The sequence below is a fragment of the Neisseria subflava genome, assembly GCF_005221305.1.
Taxonomy (GTDB): domain Bacteria; phylum Pseudomonadota; class Gammaproteobacteria; order Burkholderiales; family Neisseriaceae; genus Neisseria; species Neisseria subflava.
This window is the reverse complement of the sequence record NZ_CP039887.1, coordinates 1,540,983-1,557,805: the sequence shown is the minus strand read 5'-3', so window position 1 is coordinate 1,557,805 and position 16,823 is coordinate 1,540,983. Positions and strand designations below refer to the sequence as shown.

Annotated in this window: 16 protein-coding genes, 2 tRNA genes and 1 pseudogene; 13 read left to right on the top strand and 6 right to left on the bottom strand. The window is 49.7% G+C overall.

The window, feature by feature from the left end; genetic code table 11:
* Positions 1 to 11: 11 nt before the first annotated feature.
* Together FAH66_RS11255 and FAH66_RS11250 are read left to right on the top strand one after the other, a co-directional pair.
* Positions 12 to 326 (top strand): annotated as a pseudogene (locus tag FAH66_RS11255) (iron-containing alcohol dehydrogenase); the annotation flags it as partial.
* A 69-nt stretch (positions 327 to 395) separates the two neighbouring features.
* A complete protein-coding gene (locus FAH66_RS11250; protein ID WP_443678135.1) occupies positions 396 to 1,067 on the top strand; it encodes a bifunctional acetaldehyde-CoA/alcohol dehydrogenase in 672 nt (223 codons plus the stop codon).
* A 262-nt stretch (positions 1,068 to 1,329) separates the two neighbouring features.
* Here the strand turns inward: FAH66_RS11250 and leuS are convergent, their stop codons facing one another.
* Positions 1,330 to 3,960 carry a leucine--tRNA ligase gene (leuS, locus tag FAH66_RS07505; protein ID WP_137041198.1) on the bottom strand — a complete coding sequence of 877 codons (2,631 nt, stop codon included), beginning with the start codon at positions 3,958 to 3,960 and terminating at the stop codon, positions 1,330 to 1,332.
* 199 nt (positions 3,961 to 4,159) lie between these two features.
* Positions 4,160 to 4,495, bottom strand: a complete 336-nt coding sequence (locus FAH66_RS07500; protein ID WP_137041197.1) for a hypothetical protein — start codon at positions 4,493 to 4,495, stop codon at positions 4,160 to 4,162.
* A 201-nt stretch (positions 4,496 to 4,696) separates the two neighbouring features.
* Between FAH66_RS07500 and dnaJ the strand changes: the two genes are divergently transcribed.
* From dnaJ to FAH66_RS07485, 3 genes are all read left to right on the top strand, one after another.
* Complete coding sequence (gene dnaJ, locus FAH66_RS07495; RefSeq protein ID WP_003685849.1) at positions 4,697 to 5,848, top strand: molecular chaperone DnaJ; 1,152 nt, start codon at positions 4,697 to 4,699, stop codon at positions 5,846 to 5,848.
* A gap of 295 nt (positions 5,849 to 6,143) precedes the next feature.
* The gene (locus FAH66_RS07490; RefSeq protein ID WP_003748247.1) at positions 6,144 to 6,722 is read left to right on the top strand and encodes a TMEM165/GDT1 family protein; all 579 of its coding nucleotides are present in this window, start codon (positions 6,144 to 6,146) and stop codon (positions 6,720 to 6,722) included.
* Position 6,723: 1 nt separating this feature from the next.
* A complete protein-coding gene (locus FAH66_RS07485) occupies positions 6,724 to 7,374 on the top strand; it encodes a TIGR01621 family pseudouridine synthase (RefSeq protein WP_137041196.1) in 651 nt (216 codons plus the stop codon).
* 76 nt (positions 7,375 to 7,450) lie between these two features.
* Here FAH66_RS07485 and FAH66_RS07480 read toward each other — a convergent pair whose 3' ends face one another.
* The gene (locus FAH66_RS07480; protein ID WP_137041195.1) at positions 7,451 to 8,377 is read right to left on the bottom strand and encodes a LysR family transcriptional regulator; all 927 of its coding nucleotides are present in this window, start codon (positions 8,375 to 8,377) and stop codon (positions 7,451 to 7,453) included.
* 175 nt (positions 8,378 to 8,552) lie between these two features.
* Here FAH66_RS07480 and FAH66_RS07475 point away from each other — a divergent pair, with 175 nt between their 5' ends.
* From FAH66_RS07475 to FAH66_RS07450, 6 genes are all read left to right on the top strand, one after another.
* Positions 8,553 to 9,302, top strand: a complete 750-nt coding sequence (locus tag FAH66_RS07475; protein WP_137041194.1) for a Nif3-like dinuclear metal center hexameric protein — start codon at positions 8,553 to 8,555, stop codon at positions 9,300 to 9,302.
* 122 nt (positions 9,303 to 9,424) lie between these two features.
* Positions 9,425 to 10,006 (top strand): ubiquinol-cytochrome c reductase iron-sulfur subunit, encoded by a 582-nt coding sequence (petA, locus tag FAH66_RS07470; protein ID WP_003685865.1) that lies wholly within the window; start codon positions 9,425 to 9,427, stop codon positions 10,004 to 10,006.
* An 18-nt stretch (positions 10,007 to 10,024) separates the two neighbouring features.
* Complete coding sequence (locus FAH66_RS07465) at positions 10,025 to 11,374, top strand: cytochrome b (protein ID WP_049328413.1); 1,350 nt, start codon at positions 10,025 to 10,027, stop codon at positions 11,372 to 11,374.
* 14 nt (positions 11,375 to 11,388) lie between these two features.
* A complete protein-coding gene (locus FAH66_RS07460) occupies positions 11,389 to 12,177 on the top strand; it encodes a cytochrome c1 (protein WP_208648070.1) in 789 nt (262 codons plus the stop codon).
* A gap of 214 nt (positions 12,178 to 12,391) precedes the next feature.
* On the top strand, positions 12,392 to 12,997 hold the full coding sequence (locus FAH66_RS07455) for a glutathione S-transferase N-terminal domain-containing protein (RefSeq protein WP_039861850.1): 606 nt from the start codon (positions 12,392 to 12,394) through the stop codon (positions 12,995 to 12,997).
* A gap of 11 nt (positions 12,998 to 13,008) precedes the next feature.
* The gene (locus tag FAH66_RS07450; RefSeq protein ID WP_137041192.1) at positions 13,009 to 13,413 is read left to right on the top strand and encodes a ClpXP protease specificity-enhancing factor; all 405 of its coding nucleotides are present in this window, start codon (positions 13,009 to 13,011) and stop codon (positions 13,411 to 13,413) included.
* A 140-nt stretch (positions 13,414 to 13,553) separates the two neighbouring features.
* Here FAH66_RS07450 and FAH66_RS07445 read toward each other — a convergent pair.
* The 3 genes from FAH66_RS07445 to FAH66_RS07435 all read right to left on the bottom strand — a co-directional run bounded on the left by FAH66_RS07445 (position 13,554) and on the right by FAH66_RS07435 (position 14,970).
* Positions 13,554 to 13,629, bottom strand: a tRNA-Ala gene (locus tag FAH66_RS07445).
* A 6-nt stretch (positions 13,630 to 13,635) separates the two neighbouring features.
* Positions 13,636 to 13,712: transfer RNA gene (locus FAH66_RS07440), tRNA-Met, on the bottom strand.
* 106 nt (positions 13,713 to 13,818) lie between these two features.
* Positions 13,819 to 14,970 (bottom strand): class I SAM-dependent methyltransferase, encoded by a 1,152-nt coding sequence (locus FAH66_RS07435; protein ID WP_137041191.1) that lies wholly within the window; start codon positions 14,968 to 14,970, stop codon positions 13,819 to 13,821.
* Positions 14,971 to 15,372: 402 nt separating this feature from the next.
* Between FAH66_RS07435 and mraZ the strand changes: the two genes are divergently transcribed.
* Together mraZ and rsmH are read left to right on the top strand one after the other, a co-directional pair.
* Positions 15,373 to 15,828 carry a division/cell wall cluster transcriptional repressor MraZ gene (gene mraZ, locus FAH66_RS07430; RefSeq protein ID WP_003748265.1) on the top strand — a complete coding sequence of 152 codons (456 nt, stop codon included), beginning with the start codon at positions 15,373 to 15,375 and terminating at the stop codon, positions 15,826 to 15,828.
* Entirely contained in the window at positions 15,825 to 16,787 is a 963-nt protein-coding gene (gene rsmH, locus FAH66_RS07425) for a 16S rRNA (cytosine(1402)-N(4))-methyltransferase RsmH (protein WP_137041190.1), read from the top strand. Before mraZ ends, rsmH begins: the two co-directional genes overlap by 4 nt.
* Positions 16,788 to 16,823: the final 36 nt, after the last annotated feature.

Below are 16,823 nucleotides of genomic sequence, written 5' to 3'. Positions count from 1 at the left end.
ACAAAGTAACCATCCAGCTTTTCACCGATGTCGAAGCCGATCCGAGCGTTCAAACCGTCTATAAAGGCACGGATTTGATGCGCAGCTTCCAGCCCGACACCATCATCGCGCTGGGCGGCGGCTCGCCGATGGACGCGGCAAAAGCCATGTGGCTCTTCTACGAATAGCCCTAAGTCGACTTTGAAGACCTCGTCCAAAAATTCATGGACATCCGCAAACGCGCCTTCCGCTTCCCTGAATTGGGCCGCAAAGCCAAATTCATCGGCATCCCCACCACATCGGGAACAGGCTCCGAAGTAACCCCGTTTACCGTCATCAGCGACGGCGACAAAAAATACCCCATCGCCGACTACTCGCTGACCCCGACCATCGCCATCGTCGATCCCGCGTTTACCATGACCGTCCCCGCCGGCGTAACCGCCGACACCGGTCTGGACGTACTGACCCATGCCGTAGAAGCATACGTTTCCGTGCTCGCCAACGACTTTACCGACGGCCTAGCCCTGCAAGCCATCAAGCTCGTGTTCCAATACCTCGAACGCTCCTACAAACACGGTGCGTCCGATCCCGAAGCGCGCGAGCATATGCACAATGCCTCCACCATCGCAGGCATGGCGTTTGCCAACGCGTTCTTAGGTATCAACCACTCGATGGCACACAAAATCGGCGGCAAATATCACGTTCCGCACGGCCGCGCCAACGCCATCCTGCTGCCGCACGTCATCCGCTACAACGGCACGCGTCCGCAGAAAACCGCCACCTGGCCGAAGTACAACTACTACAAAGCCGACCTGAAATATCAGGAAATCGCCCGTACTTTAGGCCTGCCATGCAGCACACCGGCAGAAGGCGTCGAATCCTTCGCCCGCGCTTGTCATGAACTGGCGGTCAATGTTGGCATCAAAATGTCGTTGAAAGAGCAGGGCATCGATGAGAAAACCTTCCTCGACGGCAGAAAAGAGCTGGCCATGATGTCTTTTGAAGACCAATGTACCCCGGCCAACCCACGCCTCGCTATGGTAGCCGATATGGAAGAAATCCTGACCAAGGCCTATTACGGCGCATAAAATCGGGCAGTTAAAAAGGCCGTCTGAAACCTGAATATAGGGTTTCAGACGGCCTTTTTTTATTCGGCTAAACCTTGTTTTTATCAAAGCAAAGGTTTTCATTTGAATACGATGGTTCAAAAAATATCTTTATGATTTTGATTTAATTGAAAACCTTACGTTTAAATAAAATAACGGTTGGGCTTGAAAGCCAAAATAAAAGGCCGTCTGAAAACCAAGTTTCAAACGGCCTTTATTCGTATGGCTAAACCTTAAAAGCGATTTAGACGACGATATTCACCAAGCGTCCGGGAACGACGATGATTTTCTTCGCAGGCTTGCCTTCCATGAATTTTACTGCGCCTTCGTTGGCAAGGGCGGCTGCTTCGAGGTCGGCTTTGGATGCGTCGGCGGCGACGGTGATTTTGCCGCGCAGTTTGCCGTTGACTTGAACCATGACTTCGATTTCGGATTTGACCAAGGCGGCTTCGTCGACTGTCGGCCAGCCTGCTTCCCACAGTTTCGCGCTGTTCAATTCGCTCCACAGGGTTTCGCAGATGTGCGGCACAATCGGCCACAACAGGCGTACGGCGGCTTCCAATACTTCTTGGACGACGGCGCGGCCTTGTTCGCTGCTGGTGTCGGTTTTGTCGTATTGGTTGAGCAGTTCCATCACGGCGGCGATGGCGGTGTTGAACTGTTGGCGGCGGCCGTAGTCGTCGCTGACTTTGGCGATGGTAGAGTGCAGTTTGTGGCGCAGGTCTTTGAGTTCTTTAGACAAACCGTCTTGGCTGCCTGCAAACGCTTTGACTGCTTCGCCTTGCTTCAAGTATTCGTAAACGGTACGCCACAGGCGGCGCAGGAAGCGGTGTGCGCCTTCGACACCGCTGTCGCTCCATTCGAGGGACTGTTCGGGCGGTGCGGCGAACATCATGAACAGGCGGGCGGTGTCCGCGCCGTAGGCGTTGATCAGTTCTTGCGGATCGACGCCGTTGTTTTTGGACTTAGACATTTTTTCCGTGCCGCTGATGACGACAGGCTGGCCGTCGGCTTTAAGGACGGCTGAAACGGGGCGGCCTTTGTCGTCGAAAGTCAGCTCGACATCGGCAGGGTTGATCCAGTCTTTGCTGCCGTTGGCGTTTTCGCGGTAGTAGGTTTCGCAGACGACCATGCCTTGCGTGAGCAGGCGTTCGAACGGTTCGTCCACGCTGACCAAACCTTCGTCGCGCATCAGTTTGGTGAAGAAACGCGCGTACAAGAGGTGCAGAATCGCGTGTTCGATACCGCCGATGTATTGGTCGACCGCGCCCCAGTATTTCGCGGCTTCAGCCGATACCATGCCTTCTGCGAACTTGGGCGACATGTAGCGGAAGAAATACCAGCTCGATTCCATGAAGGTGTCCATGGTGTCGGTTTCGCGTTTTGCCGCGCCGCCGCATGATGGGCAGGTGGTTTCGTAAAACTCGGGCATTTTTGCCAAAGGCGAACCCATGCCGTCGGGTACGACGTTTTCGGGCAGGACGACGGGCAGTTGGTCGGCTGGGACGGGTACGTCGCCGCATTTTTCGCAATGGACGATGGGAATCGGGCAGCCCCAGTAGCGTTGGCGCGAAATGCCCCAGTCGCGCAGGCGGTATTGGGTTTTCGGTTCGCCTGCATCTTGGCTTTGCAGCTTGGCGGCGATGGCGTCGAAGGCCGTCTGAAAATTCATGCCGTCCAAGTCGCCGCTGTTGACCAATACGCCGTTTTCTTTGTCGCCGTACCATTCTTGCCATTGGTTTGCGTCGAATGCGTTGTCGCCGACGGCAATAACTTGTTTTTTCGGCAGATTGTATTTGGTGGCGAACTCGAAATCGCGTTCGTCGTGCGCCGGTACCGCCATCACCGCGCCATCGCCGTAGCCCCACAATACATAGTTGGCAATCCACACTTCCAGCTTGTCGCCGTTGAGCGGGTTGACGACGTAGCGGCCGGTCGGCACGCCTTTTTTCTCCATCGTCGCCATGTCGGCTTCGGCAACCGAGCCGGCTTTGCATTCGGCGATAAATGCCTGCAATTCGGGTTTGTCGGCGGCTGCGGCGGTTGCCAGCGGATGCTCGGCGGCAACAGCAACATAAGTCGCACCCATTAGCGTGTCGGGACGGGTGGTATAAACTTGCAGGAATTTCGCGTAATCGCCTTCCAAGCCTTGTTTGCTGTCGTCTGAAACAGCAAAGCGCACGGTCATACCGCGAGATTTGCCGATCCAGTTGCGCTGCATGGTTTTGACTTGTTCCGGCCAGTGTTCCAGCTTGTCCAAATCATTGAGCAGCTCTTCGGCGTAATCGGTGATTTTGAAGTAATACATCGGGATTTCGCGTTTTTCGATCAACGCGCCCGAACGCCAGCCGCGACCGTCGATGACTTGCTCGTTGGCAAGGACGGTTTGGTCGACCGGGTCCCAGTTTACCGTGCCGTTTTTGCGATAGACGATGCCTTTTTCAAACAGCTTGGTAAACAGCCATTGTTCCCAGCGGTAGTATTCGGGTTTGCAGGTGGCGACTTCGCGCTCCCAGTCAATTGCAAAACCCAGGCTTTTGAGCTGGGTTTTCATGTATTCGATGTTGTCGTAAGTCCATGCGGCAGGGGCGACGTTGTTTTTCATCGCCGCATTTTCCGCAGGCATACCGAACGCGTCCCAACCCATAGGCTGCATGACGTTGAAGCCGTTTAAAAGTTTGAAGCGGCTTAATACGTCGCCGATGGTGTAGTTGCGCACATGCCCCATGTGCAGCTTGCCACTGGGGTAGGGGAACATGGAGAGGCAGTAGTATTTGGGTTTGGAAGCGTCTTCGGAGACGTTGAAAATACGGGCGTCGTCCCATTTTTTCTGCGCCGCAGGCTCGATGGCGGCGGGTTGATATTGTTCTTGCATGATGTTTCGCTTTATACAAAGGCGTTGGAAAATAAAATCAAACGCAGATTATAGCGGATTCAGAAGCGGATTGCTTGTGTCGTAACATCATGTCAAACCGCTTTGGCATTGTTGTTTCCCGTTTGTTTTGATATGGAAGAATGCAAACAATCAAAAGGCCGTCTGAAAACAGGGTTTCAGACGGCCTGAGTATGAAAGGTTAACGGTAAGTCTGGCAACGGACGGCTTCTTCCTTGCAGAACATTTCCGCGTGCTGGCGGCGGCATTGCTGAATCACATCCAAGCGTGCGCGGCCGCGGTTGACGTTCTCGGCACGGAAGGTGTCGGTAAATGCCGACAACGTACACACGTGAACTTCGTTGTTTCTGCGTGCGGAACGCTCGTCCAAACGCTCGCTCAGTAGGCGGTTTACTTGGGCAGTCAGTTCGGCCACCTGACGCTCCAGTGCCGCAATGCGTTCGCTGTCGGAAGGCGTGGCTTGGACAGCGGCCGCCATCAGCATCAGGCATAAAAAGGAAGCGGTTTTTTTCATCATGGAGGAAAACCTTTCTAGTATAAAACAGCGGTATAGGGTCAAATATTCTTTCACTTTAAGGCCATTATCATGCTTTGACAAGGCGAGGGAGGCCGTCTGAAACAAAATTTTCAGACGGCCTTAAAAATATCGACTTGAGTTTTTTACCTTCCGCCCACATATCCGACCCAGTTCAAACTTATTCAAAACACTATCAAAATTATGAGTACCCAAGATTATTACGAAACCCTTGGTGTTGCCCGCAGCGCTAGCGACGATGAAATCAAAAAAGCCTACCGCAAGCTGGCAATGAAATACCATCCCGACCGCAATCCTGACAACAAAGAAGCGGAAGAAAAATTTAAAGAAGTCCAAAAAGCTTACGATACCTTGTCTGACAAGGAAAAACGTACCATGTACGACCAATACGGTCATGCCGCGTTTGAACAGGGCGCAGGTGCAGGCGGATTCGGTGGCTTTGGCGGTTTCGGTGGCGCGCAAGGCTTCGATTTTTCCGATATTTTCAGCCAAATGTTCGGCGGTGGCGGCAGCGCAGGCGGCCGTCAGCCGGATTACAGCGGCGCGGACTTGCAGGTCGGCATAGAGATTTCGCTTGAAGAAGCCGCCAAAGGCGTGAAAAAACGCATCAACATTCCGACTTATGAAGAATGTGATGTCTGCCACGGTTCAGGTGCCAAACCGGGCACGTCCGCATCGACTTGTTCGACCTGTCACGGCTCAGGTACGGTACACGTCCGCCAAGCCATTTTCCAAATGCAGCAGACTTGTCCGACTTGTCACGGTACAGGCAAAGAAATCAAAGATCCTTGCGTCAAATGCCGTGGCGAAGGCCGCACCAAGACCAGCAAAACGGTTGAAGTCAACATTCCGGCAGGCATCGACGACGGTCAACGCATCCGCTTGAGCGGCGAGGGCGAGCCGGGTCAACACGGCGCACCGGCAGGCGATTTGTACGTCAATGTCCGCGTAAGACAGCACAAAATCTTCGAACGCAACGGCTTGGATCTGCATTGCGAACTGCCGATCAGCTTTGCCATTGCCGCATTGGGTGGCGAAGTCGAAGTGCCGACGTTGGACGGTAAAGTCAAACTGCACATTCCGAAAGAAACGCAAACTGGCCGCCGTATGCGCGTGAAAGGCAAAGGCATCAAGTCTCTGCGCTCCAGCTCAACCGGCGATTTGTACTGCCACATTTTGGTCGAAACGCCGGTCAACTTGACCGATCGTCAGAAAGAGTTGTTGGAAGAATTTGAAAAAATCTCCTCCGGTCTCAATCTCAGCCAAACCCCACGCAAAAAATCGTTTTGGGAAAAAGTGGGCGAAAAAGTAGGCGATTTGTTCTCCGATAATTAATCGCTGTAGAAAGGCCGTCTGAAACCTGTTACATTGGGTTTCAGACGGCCTTTTGTTTTTCTTTTTGTTGCTTCAAGCCATGGTTTACCTTACAATGCGTGCTTCACTCTTACGGGAGTAGCCATTCGGCGCAATGCCGAAACTGTTGTCAACATAATCGGCTTGTGCGGCCGTGGCAGCGGTATCTTCTCTGCTTTATCGGAAGACAGGCAAGACGTAAGCGTTGTCCATACCCTTGCGGGCGGTATGCACAGCGCTTTTTGTTTGCCCGCTTTTCGGTTGAGTATCTTAAATCATGGAAGCTTTTTTCTCCTCGACACTGGGCGTTGCCATTGCCGAAATCGGCGATAAAACGCAATTACTGGCGCTCTTTTTGGCAGCACGTTTTGCCCACAAAAACGCGATTGTTGCCGGTATCTTTATTGCAACCCTGTTGAACCATCTTGTTTCAGCCGCACTTGGTGTCTGGCTGGCATCCGCTATTTCGCCCGAAGTCATGAAATGGGTGGTCGGCGGCAGCTTTATTGCGGTTGGATTATGGCTGCTGTTGCCGGACAAAGACGAAGACCCTGACAGCAAGTGGCTGAAATACGGCGCATTTACGGCAACGGTCGTCCTGTTTTTCTTGGCGGAAATCGGCGATAAAACGCAAATTGCAACAGTTCTTTTGGCGGCAAAATACCAATCTATCCTGCTGGTCGTGGTCGGCAGTATTGCCGGTTTGATGATTGCTTCTGTGCCTGCCGTGTATTTGGGCGAAATGCTGATGCGCAAAATTCCGGCCAAAGCAGTGCGCATTGCTGCGTGTATCTTGTTCTGCCTGCTGGGTATTTTGACCCTGCTTGGCGACGGTATTGTGTTGAAGGCCGTCTGAAATGTGGGACATTGTTTTTGAGCACAAAGACTTTGTGGTCATCAATAAGCCTTGCGGCGTATCGGTGCACAGCGAATCGGAAGAGGATGTTTGCCTGACTGCTTCGCTGGCGCAGCAGCTCGGCGTTGAACGCGTGTGGTTGGTTCACCGTTTGGATAAAGCCACTAGCGGCTTATTGCTGTTTGCGTTAAACCGCGACAGCGCGGCGGCTTTGTCGGCACAGTTTGCCGAGAAAACCGTGCGTAAAATTTATTTGGCACTCGGTACGCACAAGCCGGCGAAAAAGCAGGGCTGGGTGAAAGGCGGTATGGCTCGTTCGCGGCACGGTACATGGAAGCTGACGCGTGACGAGGATAATTTTGCCGTTACCCGTTTCAGCAGCCAAAGCTTGAAGCCCGGTTTGCGCCTGTTTGTGTTGCAACCGTTTACCGGCAAAACCCATCAGCTGCGCGTGGCCATGAAAAGCATAGGCAGTCCGATTTTGGGCGATACGCTGTATGGTGGCGATGAGGCGGAACATCTGTTTCTGCACGCTTGGCGTTTGGTTTTCGACTATCGCGGCGAGCATTTCGATATTCGGGTTGCTCCTGATAAAACATGGCCGTCTGAAATCGATTTGTCGGCGTGTTTGGGTTCGGATGAGTCCGAATAGAAGCAGTGGAGTTTTTGTGTATATTAAAAAAAGGCCGTCTGAAAATTGTTCAGACGGCCTTTTGATTGTTTCAAGTTTACATTTCCAATTCGCTTAAGCCTGGCAAGTCGGCAAAACAGCGGTCGTGAGTAATTTGGCAGAAGTTGTCCAGATAGCCTTTGTTGGCATCTTCCGTACGAATGGCGGCATAAAGTTTGCTTTGCAGGCCGTCTGAAGTGATTTTGCGGTGGACGACGTAGCCTTTTTCCAAATACGGCATAACCGTCCAGTAAGGCAGGGCGGCGATGCCGCGTTTGCTGGCAACCAGTTGGATGATGGCAATGGTCAGTTCGCTGTGGCGGCGCGGCGGATTAATGCCTTTGGGCAACAGCACTTTTTTGGGCAAATCCAGCATTTCGTCGGGGACGGGATAAGTAATCAGGGTTTCGTCGATAAAGTCTTCCGCTTCCCAAACGTCTTTGTCGGCAAGCGGGTGGTCTTCTGCGCAGATGCCGACCATTTCATAGGCAAACAGAGGGTGGTAGCTGATACCGTTGATCGGCTCGGCTTCGGAAACGATGGCAAGGTCGGCACGGTGTTGTAGCAGCAGCCCGACCGGATCGGCTTGGAAGCCGGAAACGATGTCCAATTCAACTTGCGGCCATAACGGGCGGAACTCGCCCATGGCAGGCATCAGCCAGTCAAAGCAGGTGTGGCATTCGACGGCAAGCCTGAGTTCGCCGGCTTCGCCTTCGATAATCCGCACCAAATCACGTTCGGCGGCGGCAACCTGCGGCAACAGCTCGCGCGCCAGTTGCAGCAGGCGCATACCGGCCGGAGTGAAGCGCAAAGGTGTGGATTTACGTTCAAACAACGGCGTTTCGTAATAATTTTCCAAGGTGCGGATTTGGTGCGACAGGGCGGATTGGGTCAGGAAAACTCGTTTGGCGGCAAGGGAAACGCTGCCGGTTTCTTCTAAAGCCAGCAAGGTTTTAAGATGACGCAATTCGATAATAGAGTCCATGTGTTTTCAGACGGTCTGTGGGTAAGGTGGCGTATATTAAAATAATTCATGATGATGTGTAAATAATTAATGTTGGGAATGATTGCTGAAATCGGAATGTAAGAATTTGAGGCATAAACAGATTTTGCGGTTAGAATGCGAAGCTGTTTTTGAAGATAGATATAAGGAGCGGAATATGGCTTTACGCCGCGAAATTCTGGCTTGGTGCGATGAGACATTGCAGGTCGGGCTGTTTAAGGACTATGCGCCCAATGGTTTGCAGGTCGAAGGCAAAGAAGAAATTGCCAAAATCGCCACTTCGGTTACCGCCAGCAAAGCTGCAATCGATTTTGCCGTAGAGCAGGGGGCGGATCTGCTTTTGGTTCACCACGGCATGTTTTGGAAAAGCGAGCCTGTCACGATTACCGGTTGGAAAAAAGCACGAATTGAAACCTTGCTGCACCACCAAATCAATATGGCGGGTTACCACCTGCCGCTGGACGCGCACCCGCAACTGGGCAATAACGCACAGTTGGCCAAGAAACTCGATTGGGTACTCGAAAAACAATTCGGCGAGCAAAATCTGTTGAATATAGGCCGTCTGAAAACCACGCAAACATTGGCGCAGTTGTCTGAACGCATTGAGGCGGTATTCGGCCGCAAGCCGACCGTTATCGGCGATTTTGAACGCGAAATCAAACGTATTGTCTGGTGCAGCGGCGGTGCGCAGGGATTTTTTCAGACGGCCGTAGACGAAGGTGTCGATGCGTATCTGACCGGTGAAATTTCTGAAGCGCAATATCATCTTGCCAATGAAACAGGTGTGGCATTTATCAGCGCCGGCCACCACGCGACAGAACGTTACGGCGTACGCGCCTTAGGCGATGCCGTGGCAGAAAAATTCGGTATCGAAGTGGTTCACTTTGATGAAAACAACCCTGCCTGAGTATTGAGCAATATCATAAAACTTTACCTTATTTTAAATAATGCTTTGAGTATTACAACAAACTAGGTAGAATTACGCTGTTTAATGGCTCGGTATTCCCAAAATTTTAGGACGACTGAATAATGGATAATCAAGAAATCAACAACGGTCGCCGCCGTTTTCTGACACTGGCTACTTGCGGTGCAGGCGGTGTGGCGGCTCTGGGCGTAGCTACGCCTTTCGTGGCCAGCTTCTTCCCATCGGAGAAAGCTAAGGCTGCCGGTGCTGCTGTCGAAGTAGATGTCAGCAAAATCGAAGCAGGCCAAATGCTGACTGCCGAATGGCAGGGTAAACCGATTTGGCTGGTCAACCGCACAGATCAACAGCTCAAAGACTTGAAAAGTTTGGATGGTGCAGTTACAGACCCTAATTCCGAAGTGGATCAGCAACCGGAATACGCTAAAAACGAGCACCGTTCGATCAAGCCGAACCTCCTCGTCGCTATCGGTATCTGTACCCACTTGGGTTGCTCCCCAACTTACCGTCCCGATATTGCTCCCGCCGACTTGGGCGCAGACTGGAAAGGCGGTTTCTTCTGCCCTTGCCACGGTTCGAAATTCGACATTGCAGGCCGAGTATACAAAGGTGTTCCTGCACCGACCAACTTGGTTGTACCGCCTTACAAATATCTGAGCGATACAACTGTTTTGGTGGGCGAAGACTAAAAATAAGGAACGATAATTATGGCAAACCAAACCAATAGCAAAGCAAAAGCATTGTTAGGCTGGATGGATGATCGCTTCCCTCTGTCTAAAATGTGGAATGAGCATTTGGCTCAATACTATGCGCCGAAGAACTTCAACTTCTGGTACTACTTCGGCTCTTTAGCTCTGCTCGTCCTTGTAATTCAAATCGTCAGCGGTATTTTCCTGACCATGAACTACAAACCGGACGGCAACCTTAACGCCTACCATCTGCCTGCTGCCTTTACCGCAGTAGAGTACATCATGCGCGACGTGTCCGGCGGCTGGATTATCCGCTACATGCACTCCACAGGCGCATCTTTCTTCTTCATCGTCGTTTATCTGCACATGTTCCGTGGTCTGATTTACGGCTCGTACAAAAAACCTCGTGAATTGGTGTGGATTTTCGGTTCCCTGATTTTCTTGGCATTGATGGCAGAAGCCTTTATGGGTTACCTGTTGCCTTGGGGTCAAATGTCCTTCTGGGGTGCGCAGGTAATTATTAACCTGTTCTCCGCCATCCCTGTTATCGGTCCTGATTTGTCCACTTGGATTCGTGGTGACTTCAACGTTTCCGACGTTACTCTGAACCGCTTCTTCGCCCTGCACGTTATCGCAGTACCTCTGGTATTGCTCGGCTTGGTCGTGGCTCACATCATCGCCCTGCACGAAGTGGGTTCTAACAACCCTGATGGCGTTGAAATCAAGAAAAACAAAGACGAAAACGGTATCCCACGCGATGGTATTCCATTCCATCCTTACTACACCGTTAAAGACATCTTGGGCGTCGTTGTATTCCTGATTGTCTTCTGTTCTGTGTTGTTCTTTGCACCTGAAGGCGGCGGCTACTTCCTTGAAGCACCAAACTTCGATGCCGCGAATGCGCTGAAAACACCTCCGCACATTGCGCCGGTATGGTACTTCACTCCGTTCTACGCAATTCTGCGTGCGATTCCTTCCTTTGCCGGTACTCAGGTATGGGGCGTAATCGGTATGGGTGCAGCAGTTGTACTGATCGCCTTGTTGCCTTGGTTGGATAAAGGCGAGGTTAAATCTGTCCGCTATCGCGGCCCAATCTTCAAAACTGCGTTGGTTCTGTTCATTATTGCCTTCATCGGTTTGGGTATTTTGGGTGCAATGGTAGCAACTGATACTCGTACTTTGGTTGCACGTATCCTGTCTTTCGTCTACTTTGCATTCTTCTTGGGTATGCCGTTCTATACCAAACTGGATACCAACAAACCAGTTCCTGAACGCGTAACCATGAGCACTACTAAACAAAAAATTATGTTCTTTGTTTATGTCGGTATTACCGTTGTTGGTGCTTACTTGTTTGCAACCAATATCTGATGAGGGCAGCGAAAATGAAACAAACTCTGAAAAACTGGTTTGCTGCCTTATTGCTGGCAGTGCCTATGAGTGCAGCCGTCGCCAGCGGCGGCCATGCAAACTATGAAAAAGTCGATATCGACCTGCGTGACCAAGTCAGCCTGCAGCACGGTGCGCAAATCTTTACAAACTACTGTTTGTCTTGCCACTCTGCAAGCGGTATGCGCTTCAACCGTCTGAAAGACATCGGTTTGACTGAAGATGAAATCAAGAAAAACCTGATGTTTACAACAGACAACGTTGGTGATGTCATGGTAGCGGCAATGGATCCGAAAGATGCCTCCAAATGGTTGGGTGCGCCTCCGCCGGATTTGACCCTGATTGCCCGTTCTAAAGGTGCAGACTATCTGTACGCCTATATGCGCGGCTTCTATAAAGACCCAACTCGTCCGACCGGTTGGAACAATACTGTTTTGGCCGGTGCGAGTATGCCTCACCCATTGTGGGATCAACAAGGTGTTCAAGCCGTTGAGTTGGATGCCAAAGGTCAGCCCGTTATGATTAAAGACGAGCATGGTAACCTGACTCCTAAGTTGTATTGGGAATCTACCGGTCTGCACAGCCGTCGCCTGCCTAACGGTAAAGTAATCCAAAAAGAGTACGATACTTATGTACGCGACTTGGTGAACTACTTGGTGTACATGGGTGAGCCTGCTCAGTTGCAACGCCACCGCATCGGCTACATGGTTCTGGCATTCCTGTTTGCGGTAATGCTGCCATTGGCTTACTTCCTGAAAAAAGAATTCTGGAAAGACGTTCACTAATTCTTTTGAATCAAAAAGGCAAACCTGTTTCAGGTTTGCCTTTTTTGTTTGTGAAATTGGTTTATGCAAAAATAATGTAAATTTTAAAATTACTCAATATAAACAATATGATATGTTAAATTTCTGGATTAAGTGTTTGAAATTATGTATAATTCTGTCTGAATTTTTATAAGGCTTAAGGCCGTCTGAAAAGATTTATCAGGAGTAAAAAATTATGATGACATTGTATTCAGGTATTACTTGTCCATTCAGCCAGCGCTGCCGTTTTGTGCTGTACGAAAAAGGTATGGATTTTGAAATCAAAGATGTGGACGTGTTCAATAAACCTGAAGACTTGGCTTTGATGAATCCGTATAACCAAGTACCGGTTCTGGTTGAGCGTGATTTGATTTTGCACGAATCAAACATTATCAACGAATACATTGACGAGCGTTTCCCTCATCCTCAGTTGATGCCGGGCGATCCTGTTATGCGCGGTCGCGGCCGTTTGGTACTGTACCGTATGGAAAAAGAATTGTTCAGCTTGGTGCAAGTGCTGGAAAACCCTGAATCTACCAATAAAGAACAAGCTAAAGCACGTGAAGCCATTGGCAATGGTTTGACACTGTTGGCGCCGTCTTTTACTAAAAATAAATACATCTTGGGCGATGACTTTTCTATGATTGATGTTGCTTTGTCTCCGCTGTTGTGGCGTTTGGACTATTACGACATCAAACTGGGTAAATCTGCTGCGCCTTTGTTGAAGTACGCTGAACGTATTTTCCAACGCGAAGCCTTTATTGAAGCATTAACGCCGGCTGAAAAAGCCATGCGCCGCTAAAGGACGAACCTATGGCAACTTCAACCAAACCGTATTTGTTGCGTGCTTTGTATGAGTGGTGCTTGGATAATAACCAAACACCGCACATCGTGGCTTGGGTAAATGAACATACCCGTGTGCCGATGCAGTATGTGCGCGATAATGAAATTGTTTTAAATATTGGTCCTACCGCCAGCCATAACTTGAATATCGACAACGAATGGGTCAATTTCTCTGCCCGTTTTTCCGGCGTAGCGCACGAGATTTGGATTCCGGTCGGTCATATTGTCAGTATATTTGGTCGCGAAAGTGGAGAGGGTATGGGTTTTGAGGTAGAACCATATCAGCCTGCTTCTGTTGAAGCTGCGGTGGCCGAAGATACAAAAGCTGAATCTGCGGAAGAAAAACCGAAAAAAGTATTGAAGCTTGTGAAGTAATTAAAAGATAAAAGGCCGTCTGAAATGTTTCAGACGGCCTTTATTGATTAGTTATTGAAATGGCAAAATTAATGAGCAATCAGTTATTAATTAAGCCAAACAAAAAAGCCCTTGTATTTAACAAGAGCTTTTTTGTTTAGTGGTGGAGGTAAGCGGGATCGAACCGCTGACCTCTTGCATGCCATGCAAGCGCTCTACCAACTGAGCTATACCCCCGAAATTTGGTGGCGAATCAGGGATTCGAACCCCGGACACAAGGATTATGATTCCTCTGCTCTAACCGACTGAGCTAATTCGCCGTTTCGTGAAGTCGCTATTATAGTTTTTTTTGAATATTTGGCAAGCGCTAATTTTGATTTTTTTTATTTCTTATTGTTTTTAAAAAATAAAAAGTAGATTGTTAGGTTATAGCTTATGGCAAATATCTCCGTGGCTGAAGCCTGTCCAATCGATATCAATGTCTTTGCCAAAAGCGATGACTTTAAAAAGTTCGCCCATTTCGTGCTGATGTATCAGTTTTTGTACTGCGGCGGCGGCTTGGATATATTCAACCGAATCCGGGCTGCCGATTTGTGCTAGCAGATCGGTGATGCCGAGATTGAGCAGGAAATAAGATTGGGGCAGGTAGCCGATTAAGTCTAAACCTGATTCCGTGCCGGCGCGTGCAATATCGGTGAAATTGACGTGCGCAGTCAAATCGGTCAGGCCGATATTGAAAAATGGGTCGTGGATAGTGTGGTGGCGATAGTGGCCGATGAATGTGCCTTCCTTGCGTTGCGGATGGTAATACTGAGCGGCATCGAAGCCGTAATCGATAAATATCATGCCGCCGCGCTGCAATTTGGCGGCCAGGGTTTGGATAAAGGCATATTGTGCAGGATGCAGCTCGCTTGTGTATGAGGGAAGGGGAGGGAAGTATAAGGCGGCTGTTTGCGTAAGTTCGGCTTGTACCAATGGTCTGATGGCTTCGATTAGCCCGTCATTCTCTAAACTGACGCCGATTTGTTGAAACCTTTCCTCTTGATAAATCAAGCGTTCCACCGGCATGGCATCCAATACTTCGTTGCCGATGATGATGCCGTCAAAGTGTTCTGGTAATGCGGTAAGGTGGATGACTTTTGCTGCTGCTTCGGGAGATGTGTGCTCAATAATATGTTGGCGTTGTCTCTCTGCAAGTTCTGCTGATAACTCAATAATATAGTAATGATTCAGGCCGTCTGAAAGGTCTTGCAAGAGTGTGGCAGCGAGATGACCTGTGCCTGCACCAAATTCGTAGATATTGCCTGCTGTTTGCGGCAGTAATTCGGTAAGTTGTTTGGCAAGGGTTTGTCCGAATAGGGGGGAAAGGGTGGGGGCGGTAATGAAGTCGCCGTCCGTACCGATTTTATGACTGCCTCCGCTGTAATAGCCGTATTGAGGTGTGTAAAGGGCAAGCTCCATAAAACGGGAGAAGGATATCCAGTTTTGATGTTGTTCAATTTCGTTTTTTATGAGCTTGGTCAGGTGTGTTGAAGAGGCTTGTGCATCAGTGGAAGGGAGGGGGAGTTGTGGCTTCATGACTGTTAGATAATGTAAAAAATTTGAATTTGTTTGTATATTATAGCCCCTTGTGAGAGGGGTGGTAATCGGGTATAAAAATACTATATGTAGTATTTTAAAAAAGCAAATAATACTAAATATAGTATTTTATGCTATATGAAATAACCGGCATATCAATTTGTCATGCATTTTTGTATATATAACCTATTGAATTTTAAGTATTTAGTGTTTCATTTCGGATAAAGGGTTGATTTGACCTGATTGCCAAAATTTCTTATAGTGTCGGTTAGTGGGGCATAGTGGGTGAAAGTGGTTACTTTTTCCTAAAAAGTGTTCCGTAGGAGTGAAAACGAAATATTTTAGGAAGGTGGGATTTTTAATCCCACTCTAGTTTTATTTTAATTGAATTTGGGGTGTGATGTGTTTGGCGGTGCTCATGAGTTGAGTATGGACAGTAAAGGGCGGTTGGCGATTCCTGCCAAATTCCGCGATATTTTGCTGCGCCGTTATACGCCTGCAATTGTGGTTACTCTGGATTCTCGAAAAAAATTATTGATGTACCCCGAGCCCGTTTGGGAAGAAAAAGCCGAGCAGATTTTGAAGTTGAAAGTGGCCGGCAATGAGTCTTTGCAACGGTATCAGAATTTACTGCTGCACAATGCGGAGATTTTGGAATGGGACAGCGCCGGACGCGTTTTGATTCCGGCCAATCTGCGCAAACGCGTGGATTTTGAAAAAGAAGTTACTTTGGTTGGCCGTGCAAACCGTATGGAGTTGTGGGGTCGCGAACATTGGGAAGAGGAAATGAATCAGGCTTTGGATATTGATCCTGATGAGTTGGCTTTCCAATTGAGTCAAACGGATTTGCAATTGTGAGTAAAGTTGAAAATTATCAGCATGTTACTGTCTTGTTGCATGAGGCGGTGGATGCGTTGGCAATCCGTGAAGACGGGATTTATGTGGACGGTACGTTCGGTAGGGGAGGGCATTCCCGGCTGATTTTGTCGCGTTTGGGTGAGCAGGGTCGTTTGATTGTTTTTGATAAAGACCCCGAGGCGATTGCGGTAGCTAATGAATTGGCAAAGCAAGATAAGCGCGTCAGTGTCGTACACAATGGTTTTGAAACATTTCAGACGGCCTTGGATGAATTAGGCATCGATAAGATTGATGGTGCGCTTTTTGATTTGGGGATTTCGTCGCCGCAAATTGACGATGGCAGCCGCGGATTCAGTTTCCGCTTTGATGCGCCGTTGGATATGCGGATGGATCCGACTCGCGGGATGTCTGCGGCAGAATGGATTGCAACTGCATCCGAACAGGATTTACACGAGGTAATTAAGAATTATGGTGAAGAGCGGTTTAGTCGCCAGATTGCGCGCGCCATTGTTGCGCAACGCGAGGAGAGTCCCATCGATACAACCCGCAAGCTGGCGCAGCTTGTGGCGCAAAACGTCCGTACTCGTGAGCGCGGACAAGACCCTGCAACGCGCACCTTCCAGGCAGTTCGCATCTTTATTAACCGCGAGCTCGAAGAGGTAGAGGCAGTTTTGCCGCAGGTTGCAGGCCGTCTGAAAGAGGGTGGACGCTTGGCTGTCATTGCGTTCCATTCGCTGGAAGACAGAATTGTGAAGCAGTTTATTAAAAAATATTCGCAACATGCGCCATTGCCCCGTTGGGCGGTGCTTAAGGAAGCGGATTTACCTCAGCCGCCTTTGAAGGCTGTAGGCAAAGCAATCAAACCGGGTTCGACCGAGACTGAAGCCAATCCGCGTGCGCGCAGTGCAGTTTTGCGTGTGGCGGAACGAAGCAGTGGCGAATTTTTGGTTATTGAGTAGGGGATGGCGTCTGAACGCTGTCGTAAGAGATAGTCC

Bases quoted from the DNA above. Each gene is read 5' to 3' on its own strand.
- FAH66_RS11250 (WP_443678135.1), top strand. From the start codon at position 396: ATGACCGTCCCCGCCGGCGTAACCGCCGACACCGGTCTGGACGTACTG.
- leuS (WP_137041198.1), bottom strand. From the start codon at position 3,960: ATGCAAGAACAATATCAACCCGCCGCCATCGAGCCTGCGGCGCAGAAA.
- FAH66_RS07500 (WP_137041197.1), bottom strand. From the start codon at position 4,495: ATGATGAAAAAAACCGCTTCCTTTTTATGCCTGATGCTGATGGCGGCC.
- dnaJ (WP_003685849.1), top strand. From the start codon at position 4,697: ATGAGTACCCAAGATTATTACGAAACCCTTGGTGTTGCCCGCAGCGCT.
- FAH66_RS07490 (WP_003748247.1), top strand. From the start codon at position 6,144: ATGGAAGCTTTTTTCTCCTCGACACTGGGCGTTGCCATTGCCGAAATC.
- FAH66_RS07485 (WP_137041196.1), top strand. From the start codon at position 6,724: ATGTGGGACATTGTTTTTGAGCACAAAGACTTTGTGGTCATCAATAAG.
- FAH66_RS07480 (WP_137041195.1), bottom strand. From the start codon at position 8,377: ATGGACTCTATTATCGAATTGCGTCATCTTAAAACCTTGCTGGCTTTA.
- FAH66_RS07475 (WP_137041194.1), top strand. From the start codon at position 8,553: ATGGCTTTACGCCGCGAAATTCTGGCTTGGTGCGATGAGACATTGCAG.
- petA (WP_003685865.1), top strand. From the start codon at position 9,425: ATGGATAATCAAGAAATCAACAACGGTCGCCGCCGTTTTCTGACACTG.
- FAH66_RS07465 (WP_049328413.1), top strand. From the start codon at position 10,025: ATGGCAAACCAAACCAATAGCAAAGCAAAAGCATTGTTAGGCTGGATG.
- FAH66_RS07460 (WP_208648070.1), top strand. From the start codon at position 11,389: ATGAAACAAACTCTGAAAAACTGGTTTGCTGCCTTATTGCTGGCAGTG.
- FAH66_RS07455 (WP_039861850.1), top strand. From the start codon at position 12,392: ATGATGACATTGTATTCAGGTATTACTTGTCCATTCAGCCAGCGCTGC.
- FAH66_RS07450 (WP_137041192.1), top strand. From the start codon at position 13,009: ATGGCAACTTCAACCAAACCGTATTTGTTGCGTGCTTTGTATGAGTGG.
- FAH66_RS07435 (WP_137041191.1), bottom strand. From the start codon at position 14,970: ATGAAGCCACAACTCCCCCTCCCTTCCACTGATGCACAAGCCTCTTCA.